The sequence below is a fragment of the Aquimarina sp. 433 genome (assembly GCF_054054605.1).
Genome location: NZ_JBSWZK010000001.1, coordinates 807,911 through 826,503 on the forward strand (window position 1 = coordinate 807,911; position 18,593 = coordinate 826,503).

Consider the following 18,593-nt stretch of genomic DNA (forward strand, 5'->3'; position numbering starts at 1 on the left):
TGATATATGAAAACGCTAATAGAATTCTTTAAGGAAATTGCTAAAAATGAAAACGGTAAATTGTATCTCCATGATAAGGACATATCGTTTGGAGATGGAACGAGAAGTCCAAATGTTATTTTTAAAATAAAATTTGAATACAAATCCAATCAATTTACGATCGTTAATCAAACAGGAACTAATTATGTTGGAACTATAAGCTGTAAATTATCTAACGATCTACAACCAATCCCTTTTGAAATAGACACTATTTCTCATTTAAAGAATCTATTCTTACGAAGAAAAAGTAGATTCGTTTTAAAATCTGAAAACCAAAATGTACTTCATTTTTTAAAAACTAATAATGCCTTAAACCTTCTAAGTGAAATTGCGAATAAAGAAGATTTTCGTCCCTTAGTTGTTTGTAGTTTGGATGGTTATTGGAGCATTGTTTGCAAATATCATCTAGAATTTGACGATTGGACACAAGTTATAGAACCAATAATAGCATTGTATAAAAATCTCATTGATGAATTTGAAAAAAGAATTGCAAACATTAATCATGGTCAATACCGAGAATTGAATTCTTAAATAAAACTAATTAGTGAAATAGAAAACTTAGTTCATATTCTTTACTCTATAAATCTGATCTAAATTGACAATAAAAATTGACCTAATTATACAAAACTTTGAACATTCTAAAAGTTATCTTTACTTAAAAAGAAATGATCCTCGATTATAAAAAGATTGATCTATTTGGGAAAATAGTATTTGAAACGGTTATTCTAAAACCACCGTATAAAAAACCAAATCTCATGCACGATGAGGCTTGTTTTTTATATATAATCAAAGGAGAATATGATTCTATCTCCGAAACTGAAAAGCTAAAAGTTAACTCAGAAGAGTCTGTTCTTATGAAATGTGGGAACTATTCTTGTAATATGTTGCCCTCTAAATCATCCGAAGAATACCAAGCACTAGCAGTTCACTTTCATCCAGAAGTGTTGCAAAAGGTGTATGAAAATAAGCTACCTAACTTTCTCAAAAACCGACAGCCTTCGGATATTGGAATGTCTAAATTACAAAGTGATATTTTAGTAAAGAAATATATTGAGAGTATTCTGTTTTATTTTGAGAATCCGAATTTGGTAAATGAAGAAATCCTAACCTTAAAGATTAAAGAAATTATTCTATTACTAAACCAAACCAAAAATGCGCCAGCCATTCGTTCCATACTTTCTAATTTATTTCATCCTACCTCTTATACATTTAGAGAAGTTATCGAAGCACATCATTTTTCTAATATTACCTTAGATCAATTAGCACATTTAACGAATAAAAGTCTTTCTACTTTTAAGAGAGAATTCAAAAAAATCTATAGAACATCTCCTGCTTCTTATCTCAGAGAGAAAAAATTAGAAAAATCCATTCAATTACTGGGTACTACAGATCTAAGAGCCACTGATATCGCTTATGATTGTGGTTTCGCTAATGTTTCCCATTTCTCTAAAACCTTTAAATCTTTTTACGGTGTTTCTCCAACGAATTATAAAATGACCCATTTTAGTAAATCATTGAACTGATTATAAAACATCAAATTACACCTTCTTTTCATTTTTGTAATGGTAATTATAAATCATATAAAAATGAAAACAACTGCAAGAGATTTTAGTCTAGAATTAAATGAAAATCCAATACCAGAAGTTGCTCAAAGAATAAATTGGTATCAAGAAAAATTTAATACCGTACCTAATTTAGGACGATTATTAGAATCCGCTCCGGCTACATTATTATCTTATGTAGATACTCAGAATTATTTAGCAGAATTTGGCACACTATCACCCGAAGAAAACAATATCGTACAGATGACAATTGCTGTAGAAAATGCTTGTGCTTATTGTGCTGGTGGTCATACTTTTGCTGGCGAAGTATTATTCAATTCTAACCCAGATGATCTTAATGAGATTATTAACAAACAAAAACTTTCTAATGAAAAGTTTAATGTGTTGCATGAGTTTACTAAGGATATTTACAACAAAAAAGGAAGAGTGAGTGATGCGAGTTTACAAAACTTCTTTGATGCGGGATATACGAAACCGCAAGCATTAGACGTGATCACCAATATAGCTGCAAAAGTGCTTTCTAATTTTGCAAATCAACTTGCTATGAATATTCCGGATGAAATGTTTGCCGAAATTTCGAATAATCTTAATTATGATACTAATTATAGATAACAAATAATGTGTTATAAGTTGATACAACCGGTTATGTCTTTACGTAATCGGTTTTTTTTATTTTCAAAAAGCCAGAGAAATCTTCGTAACATTGTAGACCATAAAGACACTGGGAAATAATAGTCTATATTGTACGAACTAAAAGCCAATTGAATCATCAATCAAAAATCAAATCATAATATGAAAATTAGAACTAAAAAGGATGTTGAAAAACTAGATAACAAGATAAAAAACGAATTAGGAATTGATGTTAGAAAATATAGAAATGAAGAAGTTGTTGAAAATTTCGTAGAACTTTTAGTTTTTCCAAAATATGTAATCAATTGGGTAATTCGCCCTATTTTACTGTCACTCTTATTTTTCATTATTGGTTTCTATGTGCTTGATTTAGTACATATAGAGTATGTTATTTATACAATCATCGGGTTAATTTTATTTTTAATTTCAGGGTTATTAATAGGCTTGTTATTTCTTATTTGGAAGATGAAGTCTGATATGTGGGGCATAATTAGTTATTCCCTAGATATTATGAAATCAGCAGTGGCCGATATTAATCAAGTAAATAATCAGGTAAATAAAGATAATAGAAAAGATGTTCTTGGATTACTTTTTAAAGGAATTATTCATATCGTTACAATTCCCATGGTTTCCAAAATAGTATCAGATAAAGTTCCCTTTGTTGGAGGAATAGTAAATCGAATCGTTAAAAAAATTCTAACACTGGTTTCTAATACAATTAAATTCGACGAAATCAAATTAAAGGAAGAGCTTAGCAAACAAAATGATGAACCTAACGCCGTAAAAATTTACACGAACTCTATCTCAAACGCAACTTTAGGATTAGAAAAAATTATGAATTTTACGTTTGGTGTGGCACAATTTCCTTTAAAAATAGTTTTCGGAATAATATTTTTGATTTTAATATTATTCCTTTATTTAATTAATTAAAAATCAAAAAACTGTAACAAACACTAACCACATGAATCTTTAGAAAAGAACCTATATTTCTAAGATGATGCGAATACGTACTTTACTAATTCTTATATGTCTCCAAATACAATTCGTTTTTTGCCAAACTTCGTTAGAAGAAATAAATCTTCCATATGGAGATTACAAAGTAGGTTTTAAGCACTATACTTTAATTGATAGTACAAGAACGTACCGTATTAAAAACGAGTTTAATAACCGATCAATAGACCGACCAATCCCAATAAGCATATGGTATCCATCTAACATTAAAACAAAAAATGATAAACAACTAACTGTATTAGACTATTTACATATCTTAAAAGAAGAGGAAGAATGGAAAAACTTACCGGATGAGTACTTATTAGATTGGTTTCATTATCTATGGAATACTCCTCAAAATAAAGCGCATCTCTCCGAAAAGGTAAAGGCAGTCTATAATGCTCCAATGCTGAAAGAAAAATTTCCAGTAATTGTATATGCTTCTAGTTATGAAGCTACTTCTATTGAAAATTTTGCTTTATTCGAATATTTAGCAAGTCATGGTTATGTAGTTATTTCAAATCCATCAAGAGGAGCAATTACTAAAGAACTAGAAGGCGCAACTCCTAGAGCTGCAGAAGCACAATCTAGAGATACGGAGTTTATTCTAAAAGAAGTTCATAAATTCGGTAACGTCGCTACAGACAAGATTGCTCTAATGGGATATAGTTTTGGTGGTTTATCTAATGTAATCACATCGATGAAAAACTCTAATGTAAAAGCATTGGTAAGCTTAGATGGTTCTGAAAGATATAATTACAAGGTATTAGAGAAATCACCATATTTTGATATAAAAAGGTTTGATATTCCATATATCCATTTTGCTCAAAAGGATATTCCTCAAGAAGTAATGATTAGTGATAAAATTCCTTCTGAATTGAATTACCAGTTTAAACTATATGATTCATTACAGTATAGTGAATCTCATAGTTTTAAGTTCCATGATTTAACGCATTCTTATTTTAGTTCTTTCGGAGTTTTATTTGCCAATAGAGATAAAAGACAAGATAAAAGTGATGTTGAGATTATGAAATCTTATCGGCTACTATCCCAATACACCTTGCAGTTTTTGAATTCTTACCTAAAAAGAAAAGATGATGAAAGCACTTTTAGAGAGTCCCTAAATATTGATAACAAACTAGTGTCTGTGACAACCAAAAGTAAATTAGAAAAGGCCTTTACCTATAGAGATTTTAATGATATGGCTTTACATCAGAATTATCAAAATCTTATTCTTCTATATCAAAGCAAAAAAGAAAAACATCCAACACTCATTTTAGAAGAAGGAATGCTTAATACCTTAGGCTTACGCTTATCTTTTGATCCAAACAAAATAGAGCAAGGTATTCAGGTGTTTTTGTTGGCTTTATATATTTATCCTAATTCTGCCAATCTTTATGATAGTTTAGCAGAGGCATATTTACTTCATAAAGATGAGAAAAATGCCATCATCAATTTCGAAAAATCTTTAATTCTAAATCCTCAAAATCAAAATGCCGCAAACAAAATAAAATTATTGAAACGGTAGAGTTCCTCTATTTTTTGTTCATATCAAAAACAAGCTACTTCACCAATTGCTTTGATACATCCATTCTAATTTTTCACATTGTAATGGTATAGTTTTCAATATCTAATAAAGCTCTAGGGATTCCATCCGAAATTGCACGTTCAAATCTAATAAGTTGATTCGTATCTTCATTTCGAATTACCACAAATATTTTAGTATGCTTCAATAATTTTTTGATGCTTTCAATGGTTCTATCTTTTGCCCAACTAGCTTGCAAAAAAAGAGTTTTCAGCTCTTCTGCCTTCGGAAGCTTTGCTCTACTTACAACGTATTGCATCTAATTTGATTCTATTTCACCACTTGTATCCACTTCCCTTTTGTACGCACCAAATAATCATTATCATACATCGCCTCACATTGGATTCCTGGTAAGTAGTAATTTCCTAAATAGGATGCATTTAATAATAATGTAACTGTTTTACTTTCTCTCGGTTTTAAATCAAAATAGAAATTCACTCGATCATCGCGGATATCTGTATGGGTCACTTTATTAGTTCTAAAAGAACCAAAATCAGTAAAACGCGTATTTACCACTTCCCAACCAGACGGAAAGATCTCTGTTAAAGCAATATCTTTCACTTTACTACTCGAAGTATTTGTTATGGTTACTTCGGCTACAAAATCAGTTCCTTGTGTAAGCTGAGTAACATCAATTATTTTTCCATCTCTATTTTTATAATCAACAACTGCCTTAAAGTTACTTTGGATCACTTTTTCCTGTCCTACTGGTAAAATACCACTCGTTGCTAGCTGTACAAAAATGGTATTATCCTTATTGTTTTTTAGCTTCAGTTTATTAGCTTTTGTAATGGCCAACTCTCCTGACGATTGCAGGGTTTTATCAGTTTTTGCCATCTTAGAGGTTCCATTTAACGAATACTCTACATCGATTCCCTTTCCTCCAACATACGCAGCATATTTTGCCATTGCCATTAAAGCATATGATGTCGTTTGCGTACTCATCCATGTTTTAGAGGATAATTCTTTGGCAAGTTCTTTTGCTAACTTCTGTGCTTTTACTTTTTGATCTAATAACACCAATGTTTCCAATGCCATCGCTCGATTTCGATTTGTAGAACCATAGGTATAATAATAACCACCTTTTCTAGGCTGAAAATCAATATTTGCCGTATTCATTAGTTTTTCTGCTGCGGTTTTCTGTCCTACCAATCCATATGCAGCCGCTAACCTTAATTTAGCGTTATTAGAAAGATTAGAAGTTTCTCTTAATCTGTTCATAGATGATAAATCTGGACTACCTGCTAATGCCAAAGTATAAAGTCTATATGCTTGCGCTAAATCACTACCTCCACTTCTCCAACGTTTTGCCTGTTGCTGCTGATAGTTGATCCAATTGCTTTTAAATCCTATTGGTAATACATATCCTTTTTTATTAGCTTCTAACAGAAAATGTCCTGCATAAGTTGTTCCCCAGTCATTTGCATTACTATAACCTGGCCAATATGACATTCCGCCGTTTGGTTGTATAAATCTCTTCAATCTGTAAATAGCTGCTTCCATATGACGCTGTATCTTGGCTTTCTTATCGGAAGGCAGCGTAAACACATCATTTAAATATAATTGAGGAAATGCTCCTGAAGTCGTTTGCTCAACACATCCATGTGGATAGCGGATTAAATATTTTAACCTTCCTTCAAAATTCATTGGAGGCAATGAGGACAGTTCTATAGTAGTTGTATTACTCCCATCTACTCCAAAAGAAGCAAAATCAATCTCTTGTTCGCTATTAGGTTCCAGAACTATAGAGGTGATCTCTGTAGTCATCGGATTTGGGTTCATTATATCAATAGGAATGCTATAAGAAGCTTTCTCACCATTACCACTAGCTACAACCTCGATATCCGTGATCGATGCTCCTTCCAGTACCTCGATATCAAAATAAACCATTTTTTCATCTGGTTGAGAGAATGAAAGTTGCTTCGTTGTTTCGCCTGTAACAGTAAATCCTTTATTTGGTTTTAGCGTAACATTTACATTCTTAACTTTATTCTCCATGGCAAAAACAGTAACGGGAATCGTTACTTTCTCACCTGGAGTAATTTTTCTAGGAATCGATGTTAACACCATTAATGGTTTTCTAACAGGTGTAGTTTTTTCTGTATTTCCGTATGCAGCATTTTCTGCATCTGATGCTACGATCATCGTTCTTACGGAACCGATATACTTAGGAATCTTAATCGAATGGGATTTGGTTTCTCCTTTTTCCAATTCAAAAGGTCCTTTATAGACCACCATTGGTTTAAAACGATTTGCTTTTTTGGCTTTTCCTCCTCCTGCTTCGGCATCACCACCAATACTAAAAATTTGATTAATACTTCCACCATAAGCTCCGATAACGTCGTCATAAACATCCCAAGTTTTTACACCTAGTGCTTCTCGGGCATAAAAAGTATTCCATGGATTTGGAGTTTTAAATCGAGTAAGATCAAGTAGCCCTTCATCTACAATAGCTATTGAATATGTCATAGCCTTTCCTTCTTTTTCGCTAATCTTTACATTTATGGTTTCTTCTGGTCGCAAGACATCAGGCATTTTTACTACAGGTTTAATTCTGGTTGCTGGATTTTCCACAGAAATCGGTATAACACCATATAAACGAATAGGTAAATCATTAGCTGTAGAATTGTGTGATTGTAGTAACGTAATATGAATATAAACATTCGGAGTATATAAATCTTCTATTGGCAATTCGAACTTTGTTTCTCCTTTTTGAGGAGTGACCCACATAGATGTTAATACCTCGGTGCCATTTTCTACGGTTACTAAAGCTCTTCCTCCATCACTTGATGGAAATGTAATAGTTGCTGTTTCTCCAACATCATAAGTTTTCTTATCTGAAGAAAACATAAGCATCGTAGCCGCCGACGGATCATTCTTATTAGCTCTTCCAGCCCAGCCTGGCCAATCTACATAAATTGTTTTCCCAGTTGCATGCCCTCCATTAGGATCCACTACTCTTACTAAATATCTTCCCCATTCTGGATGTTTTATTTCAAAATTAAAGTTGGCTTGACCTTTACTGTTTGTAGAAACTTTTGTCTTAAATATTTCATTTCTATAGGAACTTCTGTTATAAGAAGAAAGATTATCCTCGGATGTATCCCACCACCATCTCCAACTCACTTTATAAACGTACACTTCCAGATCTTTTACCGATTTGGGTTTTCCGTTTTTATCTACAGAAACTACCTCAAAATTATGCTGGGTATCCGTTAGTAACATTCCTCTCGCTTTATCGCCTTTGGGAACATTTAATCCAATATAGGTATCATATGGAGAAAAATCCTTGGAAATCACATCGGTACTAAAATCTCCTCCATTTTCATATACTTTCGTAATAAATGAAGCTTTTAGCATTCCTGCTGCTTTGTTTTCTAATTTAGGTTTTATAGAAAAACTTGCTTTTCCTTCCGAGGAAAGTTTCCCCGTAAATACTTCCTGCTCATCTGTCCCAAATCTTCGGGATGGATCGTCGAAAATAAATCCAGGAAAAGTTTTAAAACTAGTCTTTTTAGCATTAAAACGAACGTTTACATCAGTTTGTAAATTCTTAGCAACCGCACCATGAAGCCATAAAACTTCAAGATTCCCATTAATACTTTTATTTACTCCTAGAATCTTATCATCAAAGCTTGTCTTTATCTTTAAACGATTGGGTTTTATCGTTTCAATTTTCAAAGATTTTGAAAAGCTCGCTCCTCCTACATTTACTTTTGCTTGCCAGTTACCGGTTGGTGCTTCTTGAGAAGTGGTTACCTGGAAATTATAAAAATTACCTATTCCTTCTGTTTTTGTTTCTTGATGCACAACCTTTCCATACGGATCTTTCAATTCGAACTTAACTGGATGTCCTTTAGGTAATTTATTCGCATTATCATTAAGCATAAAGGATAAAAACAATGTATCTCCAGGACGCCAAACTCCTCGCTCTCCATATATATAGCCCTTTATTCCTCTTTGTAATCTTACTCCAGCAACATCAAATTTACTTACGGATAATGCATTTCCGTCATTAAGTTTTACATAGGTTTGTTGTTTCCCTGAGGAAACAATTGCAAAAAAGGCTGGTTTATCAGCATCAAAACCAGTCATTCCTTCTGCGTCCGTAGTGGTTACTCCTATTTCTTGTTGTTGGTAATTGTAAAAAGTAACTTTTGCATTCGATACAGGGTTAGTAGTCATAATATCATTTACGATTACCGAATAAGAATTATTCAACCCTTTTTTGACCACTACTCCCAAATTAGTGGCCAATACATTAGCTGCTACCTTTTTATTTCTATAAAAAGAATTGCTACAAGGATTATCTCTCTCATTCCAATCATAATCGTAATAATCATCATAGTAATATTGAGAACTATCCCAGAAACTAGATTCTTCTTCGGTATCATAATTATCTGCTAATTCTTCTAGCGGAGTGTCATCTATGGCAGCACCATCACATTTGTACAATGAATATGCTTTTCTATAATTTAACTCAACTCGGTAAATAGAACCTGGATCTGGAGAAATAAGTTCGTTTAGATCGATTGCAAAAGCATTCCATTTACTCAAATTTAGTGATGCATTTTCTTGTAGATTGATTAGTTTTTTAGCGATAGGTCTCGCTACTCTTCTTAAGTTACTCGATCCATCAAGATTATTATTTTGTAAAAATTGAAGAACATTATTCTCAAAAACCTTCACCACCTGTACTTCAACTGCTCTTAGGTTTATTGCTTCAAAATTAAATTTCAAATTTTCCGAAGTAGGGAGAATTACTCCGCTTTGTAATAATCGTATTTCAGGTTTTGGTTGTTGAAAAGAAATACTTTCCGAATATGTTTGCTTCAATTTATAACCGTCAATACTTTTTATTCCTTCAAAAATGGTAACCTGCGAAGTTCCTTTTAACTCTTGTTTTGGGTATACCTTTAAATTCTGTCCTTGCACAGTATATTTTACATCTTTGGCTCCTGAAATTGTGACCAGACCATCAAAATTTTGATTTTTCTTCAACGGATCTGAAAAATTCACCTCTACATATTGTCCGTTAAAATTGGAAACAGAAACACTAATTACCGAAAAGTTATTTTTACCTGGTACTTGTAATACATCTTCTCCTTCGGTATCTATATCATAAGGTTTCCCAGACCATTTTATCTCTACTTCCGAATCATTATCGAAACGTTGAATACTATCTATTTTAAAACTAAACTGACGACTTTTATCTAGTGATTCTCCAAATTTAATCGGCACATCCTTTCCTTTTTGAGATGCTTTGATTAATTCTTTTGCAGTTTCAAGCTTCATTAAATCACTAGCAGTAAGAGTACCATTTAAATATTGCCAATCTTTGCTATAGGATTGAAGATTGTCTGTAATTATCGAAAATTGCTGTTTTAAAGTTTTAACACTAAAAACGAACTCATCATCCAAATCATCATTTAAATCTTTAACTAAATCTTCTAGATGTAGAGTAAAAGTATACTCCGTATCTTCTTTAAAACCTTCCTCTGGCTGAAAAGCTATTGTTTGATTATTCACTACGAATACTCTTCCTTTTACTTTTGGAGAAACCGATAACACTTTATCAGAAAGCTCCTGATTATCATCCCAACCTTCCACTGGTGTTTGAAGCACCACATAGACATTATCTAGCACAGAAATAACTCCTGTTGATAAATCAGAAATATATTCTTGATACTTATTAAGTTCAGAAGCATTAGCCTCTGCCATGGATTTAGCATCTTTCTTTTTACAAGAAAAAACAAAAATTAATAATAAGGAGAGTGATAAAATACGAGAAAGACGCATATCTAAAGGTTTAAGTTGTTTGTATAAAAGTAAGATAAATTTTTATGTACTCTATAAGAATCAAACTGTAATTCATGAGCTTACAAAAAAACATATACTACCTAAGCCTTAGTACAATAATGCTAACTTTTGTTACCTTAAAGAACAAAAAAAGTCTGGTAGTAACCAGACTTTTAAATATCGTTTACACCTAAATTTATTAAATTCCTTCTATTCAATAATAGTATTAATGAGACCTAGTGTAACTAATTTTTTTCCTAAATCAGTCATTTCATACTCAGAAGTGTAGGAATCAACACCTGCTAATTGATTCTTATCTAACCTATCATCGGAAACTAAATCATATCGCCAATACATGATTAAGGAGATCGGTTTACTTTTTAATCGTTGTTTGATTTCATTCTCTTTAATTCCAGCAACTTCGATACCCTTCATTACCTGATTAATCTCATTAGTCTGAATCCATACAAAATCACTCTTAACATCTGTTTTTAGATTTTCATTAGTATCTAAAACCTCTATAAACTGTGCTTGTACACTTTGCATTAAACCTAACACAAATAGCACTACTAACATTTTTCTCATAGTACTAAAACAGGTTTAACTAGTTTTTATGTCTTAAAAAAATGTTAAATTTATGGTTTTAACGTATTTTATAAGTTTTTAACATTGTATTAAAACCATCCTGAAATAACTACAAAAATATTGGTATCCACTTTTATAAAAATTGTCTTACCGCACTTTTCTTGTAATAATCGATTAGAGCAATTCTTCCTTGAAAAAACCGAAATATCAACGAAATGATATTTCCTTCCTTATCTTCTAAAGTAACTGATTCATCCAAATCCATATTATAAGGTTGATTTTTGCCTCCTTCTATTGCAATATTATCAGCATATATTGACAACTTTTCATCTGTACTAATTGCTGGTTCAACTTTGCCAGTTAGTCCAGGGATTTGTCCCGACTTATTAATAATTACTGAACCGGTGTTTTCAGATTTCTCAATAGTTACCTCTATATCATCCTTTGGATTGACATTATGAAAAACTACAGCTGGATAATCTGAGTGCGCTACTAAAACAGTGTATAACTTTCTGGTCCTTATCACAAAATGTGCTAACCCATTCTCATCTGTAAAACCTTCCAAATAAGTAGAGTTATTGGCCATCAATACCACTTTGGCGTGTTTAATAAACTCTTCTTTCTCATTTATTATTTTTAAAGTAAAAATAAACGGTTTCGGGTTGATCATGGTAGAGAGTTTCGACCATCGATTTCTGAAAAACGTTTGATCCTTTTTTAATTTATTTTCGATCAAAATGGCTAATTCTTCAGGAGTTCTGTTTTCCAGATTAATATAACCGATCGTTTTAAGAATTCCAGGGATTTCTGTATCATCGAATCTTGCAGGTAAAATATATTCCCTGCTTTCCTGAAATGCTCTTGCTTGCATCGAAACTCTCTCATGATTCGTCCATAATTTTTTATTGTAAAAACTGGATACAAATAATACGGTGTACCTTGCTTTACTTTGATAAATCTCTGATAAGTATTCATATAAATTTTTTCCCCATAAATTCGCTTCTTCAAATAAGTCATAAAATACCTTAATACCCTTTTTATTTAGACTATTTGCCACCTTCTCTACATACGCTCTATTCTCTCCTGCAAAGGATAAAGCCACATCATATTCATAACTTCTATTCTTCATCACTGACTATTTTTTTACCTAAATCCGACTATTACAAAATTACTTTCTTTATTTGGAAATATTCCATTTTTTATTGGAAATATTCCAACAAAAGTTTTACTTTTAAACCGTAAAAAAGATACCTTTTGAAACCGAAACAGAACATAAAAGGAAGAGGAGCACAAGAAAAAGTCCATAATCGATTCTTAGAAGATGAACATGAACTAAGGGATGATTTTTTGAATTATCTAGCCAAAGAAGGAGAAACCATTCTAAATCAGAAAACCACTTTTATTGAAACCTATCCGAAGTCTATTGTAAATAAGGTAAATAGTCCAGATGTTGGAATGTTGTATTCTTTAAATCCGTATCAAGGTTGCGAACATGGATGTATTTATTGTTATGCCAGAAATTCCCACGAATATTGGGGATATGGAGCAGGATTAGATTTTGAAACTAAAATATTGGTTAAAAAAAATGCTCCTAAACTCCTTGAAAAAAAACTAAAAAGTAAACATTGGGAGGCATATCCCATCGCACTATCTGGTAATACAGATTGCTATCAACCGATTGAAAAAGAACTAAAAATTACCCGACAACTTTTAGAAATCTTCTTAAAGTACAAACATCCCGTCGGAATCATTACCAAAAACTCTCTAATTCAGAGAGATATTGATATCTTGCAAGAACTTGCCAAAGATAATTTAGTCTCCATTTTTTTGTCCATTACCTCTCTTAACGAGCAAACACGTCGAATCTTAGAACCCAGAACCGCAAGCATTAAAAAGAGATTAGAAACTCTCGAAAAACTAAATACTTTGGGTATTCCCACTGATGTAATGATGGCACCCATTATTCCTTCTATTAACAGTCATGAAATTTTAGATCTATCTAAGGAAATTTCTCTAAGAGGAGCTAAGAATATTGGTTACACGATTGTTAGATTAAATGGAGCAATTGGAAAAATATTCACAAAATGGCTAGAACACAAACTTCCAGATAGAAAGGATAAAATTCTACATCAAATTATGGAATGCCATAACGGTAACCTAAATGATAGTGAATACGGAAGAAGAATGAAAGGAAGTGGAAAAATCGCAGAACAAATTCATCAACTATTTACTATTGCAAGAAAAAAATATTTTAGTCAACATCAACGATCTAATTTAAATTGCGAATTGCATCGGCAACATAAAGATGGGCAATTAAAGCTATTTTGAAGCTATTTTGGTTATTTTTGGAGCATAACTCAAAGGTTTGGGCCATTCTTTATGAGATTTCATCATTTCTTTATCGTTTACACCTTACTGATTTTTAACCAAATCACAGCCCAGATTGATGAAATTTTAGTCGATAAAAGTATTGACGATATTCGTTTTCAGTTGGAAGCTTTGGAAGAAAATAATATCGACGAAATTATTTCTGTAAGTAATCTTTTGTACAAAACCGCTTTAGAAAGTGAAGATGTAATACACATGATACTTGCTTTAGAAAACCTAAGTGTAGCTAATCTTAATGAAGGAAATAATAGTGCCGCCATTGAATATTTGGATAAAGCTATTATTCTAGCAAAGCAATACGATATTAACAAAAAAACCATTGTAGACCTTATAAAACTAAAAGGAAACCATTATTTCGACATAGAAGAGTATGACAATGCAGCGAACTCATACTATGAATCTTTAAACATTGCAAAAGAAATTGATTATCCTTATGCACTATGGGCTTTACAAACAAATTTGGGTTTTGTTAAATTACGTTCTGGAGATCCTAGACAAGCGTTAGAAGAACTTAAGATAAGTGATGAAATTCTGGCTACTGGAGAAGGGGAGTTTGCCAAACACGTTCCTATGCTCAACAAAGCAAGAATATGTGAAGCCTATATCAAACTAAATCTTTTAGACTCAGCATTATATTATAACGATGAAGGCTTAAAATTTACCGAAAAAGTAAAAATAGATAATATACATATTGATCTATTGATGCATAGAGGAATTATCTATAAACAAAGGGAGAACTATGAGAAAAGTCTTTTTTATTTAGATAAAGCAAAAGCTCTCTGCTATCAGGCTAATGATATTGTGTTTTTAGGTAAAATTTTAAACTTGATCGGTAACTGTAAACTGGAACAACAAAAATATGATGAAAGTATTGATGTACTTCAGGAATCTTTAAAAATACTTACCGAAAAATATTCTAATTCTGACGAACTGAGCATATGTTATAAGCTCTTGGGACAATCTTATAAAAAAAATGGTGACTTAGCGAAATCTAATGAATATTATGAAAAACATATTTTAAGTTTAAGCAAACTAAATAATAAAAAGTCTATAGCTTCTAGAAAAGTTCAGGATATTACAATGAAAGGGTATCAAAGTGAAATCGATAATCTGGAGAATCAAAAAAAACGACAAAAAAATAGGCTTACGTATTCTCAAATTGGTCTAGCAGTATTCGGTATAAGCTTACTAGTTATTTTATTATTATTTCAAAAAGTAAAAAAGAAAAATAAGAAAAAATTCGAAGCTTTATTTGCCCAAATCGAGCAAAGGGAACAAGTCGTTAATTCCACTGAGGTGATCAATAAGTCCACCGCTATTAATCAAGGAGTAATCGATACAAAAGATCGCAAATTGGATTCTCAATCCAGTGAATTAGATATTAATCAGGAGTTATATGATCAGATTCTTAGCGGACTTAAAAAAGTAGAAGATCAGGAATACTACTTAAAAACTGAATGTAATTTGTATAATGTGGCGAAAAAAATCAATACGAATACCTCTTACCTATCCAAAGTCATTAATGTTCACTTTAATAAAAACTTTAATACATACATTAATGATCTTAGAATAAACTATGCGATTGTAAGATTAAAGAATGATTCTAAATTCAGATCATATTCCATTAAATCAATCGCAAAAGAAGTGGGATACAAAAGTGCTGACTCATTTTCAAAATACTTTAAAATTCATACTGGATTACTCCCTTCGTTTTACATAAAACAATTGAAAGCTAAAAAGTAGACTCTTAATTTCTAAGCTTAAAACATCTTTAAACACCCTAAATTTATAAATATAGGGCTTTCCCGTAATTCCTAATAAAACACACGTATAAACAAAATAAAAACTTGATTTTCAATACTTTGAAACACAAAAAGACAACCTGTTTTCTTTAAAATAGGGTTACTTCTCTTGTTATTAGGTTTTTTTTAAAGGTACTTTGAATCATCAATCAATTAATTTCTTAGTACATCAAATAGATTAATAAATGAAAAAGCAACTTCTTTTATTTTCAATCGGTATTGTCGCTGGAGTAGTTACATATGCAACTATTACAAGACATAAAGTAGAAGATAAATCGAATGCTATTTTAAAGGTTTTAGAATCTAACTGTGAATGCGATCAGATAAAACAATTTCTATACGTAAAAGGTTTAGCTACTTCTGAAAGGGAAATTTCAACAGAAACCGCTGAATATGAACTAAAGAATTGTAAATACACCGATCTCAATTCTGAAGCTAAGAGGATTAACCAACTATTACTAAAAAAAGTGGATGGTTATAAAGAAATCGACAGATTTACTTTAGAGTTTGTTGATCAAAGTTCTTCAAAACTAGTAACAATCAATAACGGGAATATAAATTATTAATCATGATAGCACTTACAAAACTGTTGATCGATTTTATACTAAACTACTTTCTATTCGTGGTAGAATTTGTAGTTAGCATTTTCGCATAATCAAAAAACGAACAATCAATCTTTCAATCAAAAAACGAACTTTGTCATACCAAGGGCAGACGACTCATCATCGTCTGCCTTTTACTTTATAAATGTCTTTAGACAAAAATCTTCTTTTACGATTTCTAAGATCAAAACAGTTAATATAGATTTAACTTCACCTAATTTATATTATGTAAAAAAATCGTACTTTTGGTTAACCAATATTTCAAATGTTTCAAAACGAAACTCTTACTAAATAACCTTAAAACCTCAAAATGAAAATTTATCTCATCATTAAGACAGTTGTCATCAACACCTGTTGATCTCACTTAACAAAAAATAAAAAAGACCAGTTTTAATCTTTTCCTATTTATTTGAAAAACATCAGATAGACTTAGATCATTTCTATAAATGTATCAGTAGGTCTAAATCGATTTCAAAATAAGAAGGGAAGGCTAAATCATTACCTCTTTTTTGAAAAATCGTGTATTCCAACTACATGATTAGAAGTTACCGAATACTCAATATTTAACTCTTAAAAACCAAAATCTATGAAAGGTATTTTTACACTTTTTGTGATGCTAAGCATCACCACATCTTTTTTTGCCCAAAACCATAATCCAAAAACCCGTGTTCAAAATGCAAAATCATCAGGCACATTCTTTAAAACTGTATCATTATTAAACTTAAAAACAGAAAAATCAAATACTACGCTCCCAAAAGAATTCAAGAACTATTCTATTCTTTCTATAAATACTGAGTTTAACAAAAAGATGATTTCTTCTTCTCCAGAAGCTATTAATTTAATGCTACCAGGAAAAAAGTCATCAATGCTATTAGAATTGGTAAAAACCAATATCAAAACGGATGACTTTTATATTACGGAAATGCCTTCGAAAAAGGTAATCTCACCAGAAAAAAAAATTGTTCATTATCAAGGTATTGTCAAAAACAGTCCTAACTCTATTGCTGCTATTAGTATATATGATGGCGAAATTTCTGGAATCATTAGCGTAGAAGGAAGTCAGAGTGACCTCGTTCTCGGCAAATTAGATAATAGTACAGACCATATTCTTTATGAGGATAAAGATATAAGTCATCTTAATGATTTTATTTGTCAAATTACTGATGTACATCAAAAAAGCGGAAACAATGATACAGTTGATAATGAACCGCCTGCTTCAAATCAAGTAAAGTGTCCTGAAATATTTTTTGATATTGCTAATGATGTAGTACGTGACAAAGGAGGAAGTCAGTCAGCAGCAAACTTTGTTGAGGCTATGTTTAACCAAGTCGCAATACTATATGCCAATGAAGACATCAAAATAAAATTGTCTGGCCTTACCTCATGGACCACATCTAATCCCTTTAATAGCCTTGATAGTTATCGAAACTATCGAAATCAAAATGGGTTTAATGGAGATCTGGCACACTTTGTTACTTATAATTATTCTGGCGGAGTTGCTTGGTTAAATGCTCTTTGTGGTTCGTATAGGTACGGACTAACGGGCATTAATAGAAGCTATCAAAATGTGCCTACCTACTCCTGGAACATCTCCACTATCGCTCATGAATTAGGTCACAACTTTGGATCTAACCACACTCATTCTTGTGTTTGGAATGGAAATAATACCGCAATAGATGGTTGTTATTCTACAGAAGGAAGTTGTGGAAGACCAGGAATACCCTCAAATGGAGGGACCATTATGAGTTATTGCCATTTAACCAACGCTGGAACGAATCTTAGAAAAGGGTTCGGTCCACAGCCAGGCGACCTTATTCGAAGTAATATAAGAAGAGCCAACTGTGTGGGTAGCTGTAATAGCGATGGAGATAATGGAGGAGATGGAGATCAAGTAAATTGTACTGGAATTGACGCTTGGTCAGGTAACGTTAACTATGTTGCTGGCGATCAAGTTACCTATCAAGGTAGATTATTCGAACGAACCACTAATAATAGTTGGATTGATCTAGGCGAATGTCTTTCAGATCCTTGTTCTCGAGCGATACCATGGACAGATAATACAGATTATAAACCTGGAGATATTGTCATTTACCAAGGCAATGTATGGTTACGAACAGAAAGTAATGACTGGGAATTGTTAAACTGTGATATCAATACTAACGATCCATGTTTTGGAATTGATCCATGGTCTGAAAACACTAATTATATTTCTGGAGATCAAGTGGTATATCAAGGAAAAGCCTTTGAATGGAACGGATCAGAATGGATAGAAATTGCAACTTGTGCTGAAGATCCATCTACAAACCAAACTGTTGAAAAACCAGAAATATCTTCAATAGATGAAATTTTAATCTATCCGAATCCGGCAAAGGGTTTTATTACTCTAGAAATAAAAAGACCTAAAAACAATCTTATTAAAATTAACATTAACAGTTTACAGGGAAGAAACATTTTCTCAAAAACTATTCAACAAAAATCGTCCATCCAACACTTAAAGGAGATAATCAATATTGATACTCTAAACACTGGTATATATTTTATACAAATTATTAGCGGAGGCGAAATAACCACTAAAAAACTCGAAGTGCAATAAAATCTATTCAACAAATTC

At 31.9% G+C, this 18,593-nt stretch carries 13 protein-coding genes; 9 read left to right on the forward strand and 4 right to left on the reverse strand.

Going from position 1 to position 18,593, the window contains the following annotated elements:
• Window positions 1-6 precede the first annotated feature (6 nt).
• The 5 genes from ACWNT5_RS03460 to ACWNT5_RS03480 all read left to right on the forward strand — a co-directional run bounded on the left by ACWNT5_RS03460 (window position 7) and on the right by ACWNT5_RS03480 (window position 4,749).
• Window positions 7-570, forward strand: coding sequence for a hypothetical protein (locus ACWNT5_RS03460; RefSeq protein WP_299604431.1), 564 nt, complete (start codon window positions 7-9; stop codon window positions 568-570).
• A gap of 134 nt (window positions 571-704) precedes the next feature.
• Window positions 705-1,562 carry a helix-turn-helix domain-containing protein gene (locus ACWNT5_RS03465; protein ID WP_299604433.1) on the forward strand — a complete coding sequence of 286 codons (858 nt, stop codon included), beginning with the start codon at window positions 705-707 and terminating at the stop codon, window positions 1,560-1,562.
• Between the two features lie 63 nt (window positions 1,563-1,625).
• On the forward strand, window positions 1,626-2,213 hold the full coding sequence (locus ACWNT5_RS03470) for a carboxymuconolactone decarboxylase family protein (protein ID WP_299604435.1): 588 nt from the start codon (window positions 1,626-1,628) through the stop codon (window positions 2,211-2,213).
• Between the two features lie 180 nt (window positions 2,214-2,393).
• Complete coding sequence (locus ACWNT5_RS03475) at window positions 2,394-3,161, forward strand: hypothetical protein (RefSeq protein WP_299604437.1); 768 nt, start codon at window positions 2,394-2,396, stop codon at window positions 3,159-3,161.
• Window positions 3,162-3,225: 64 nt separating this feature from the next.
• Window positions 3,226-4,749, forward strand: a complete 1,524-nt coding sequence (locus ACWNT5_RS03480; protein ID WP_456516616.1) for a CocE/NonD family hydrolase — start codon at window positions 3,226-3,228, stop codon at window positions 4,747-4,749.
• Between the two features lie 73 nt (window positions 4,750-4,822).
• Here ACWNT5_RS03480 and ACWNT5_RS03485 read toward each other — a convergent pair whose 3' ends face one another.
• The 4 genes from ACWNT5_RS03485 to ACWNT5_RS03500 all read right to left on the reverse strand — a co-directional run bounded on the left by ACWNT5_RS03485 (window position 4,823) and on the right by ACWNT5_RS03500 (window position 12,319).
• Entirely contained in the window at window positions 4,823-5,065 is a 243-nt protein-coding gene (locus ACWNT5_RS03485) for a hypothetical protein (protein WP_299604441.1), read from the reverse strand.
• A gap of 11 nt (window positions 5,066-5,076) precedes the next feature.
• Entirely contained in the window at window positions 5,077-10,605 is a 5,529-nt protein-coding gene (locus ACWNT5_RS03490) for an alpha-2-macroglobulin family protein (protein ID WP_456516617.1), read from the reverse strand.
• A 210-nt stretch (window positions 10,606-10,815) separates the two neighbouring features.
• Window positions 10,816-11,190, reverse strand: a complete 375-nt coding sequence (locus ACWNT5_RS03495) for a hypothetical protein (protein ID WP_299604445.1) — start codon at window positions 11,188-11,190, stop codon at window positions 10,816-10,818.
• Window positions 11,191-11,323: 133 nt separating this feature from the next.
• Complete coding sequence (locus tag ACWNT5_RS03500; RefSeq protein ID WP_456516618.1) at window positions 11,324-12,319, reverse strand: TIR domain-containing protein; 996 nt, start codon at window positions 12,317-12,319, stop codon at window positions 11,324-11,326.
• Between the two features lie 125 nt (window positions 12,320-12,444).
• On the opposite strand from ACWNT5_RS03500, the gene ACWNT5_RS03505 reads away from it, so the two are divergent.
• The 4 genes from ACWNT5_RS03505 (at window position 12,445) to ACWNT5_RS03520 (ending at window position 18,575) form a co-directional block, all read left to right on the forward strand.
• Window positions 12,445-13,518 (forward strand): PA0069 family radical SAM protein, encoded by a 1,074-nt coding sequence (locus ACWNT5_RS03505; protein ID WP_299604448.1) that lies wholly within the window; start codon window positions 12,445-12,447, stop codon window positions 13,516-13,518.
• Between the two features lie 51 nt (window positions 13,519-13,569).
• Window positions 13,570-15,321 carry a tetratricopeptide repeat protein gene (locus ACWNT5_RS03510; protein ID WP_299604451.1) on the forward strand — a complete coding sequence of 584 codons (1,752 nt, stop codon included), beginning with the start codon at window positions 13,570-13,572 and terminating at the stop codon, window positions 15,319-15,321.
• A 244-nt stretch (window positions 15,322-15,565) separates the two neighbouring features.
• Window positions 15,566-15,946: a hypothetical protein gene (locus tag ACWNT5_RS03515; protein ID WP_299604453.1), complete on the forward strand. Its 381-nt coding sequence runs from the start codon at window positions 15,566-15,568 to the stop codon at window positions 15,944-15,946.
• Window positions 15,947-16,568: 622 nt separating this feature from the next.
• Window positions 16,569-18,575, forward strand: a complete 2,007-nt coding sequence (locus ACWNT5_RS03520; RefSeq protein ID WP_456516619.1) for a M12 family metallo-peptidase — start codon at window positions 16,569-16,571, stop codon at window positions 18,573-18,575.
• Window positions 18,576-18,593: the final 18 nt, after the last annotated feature.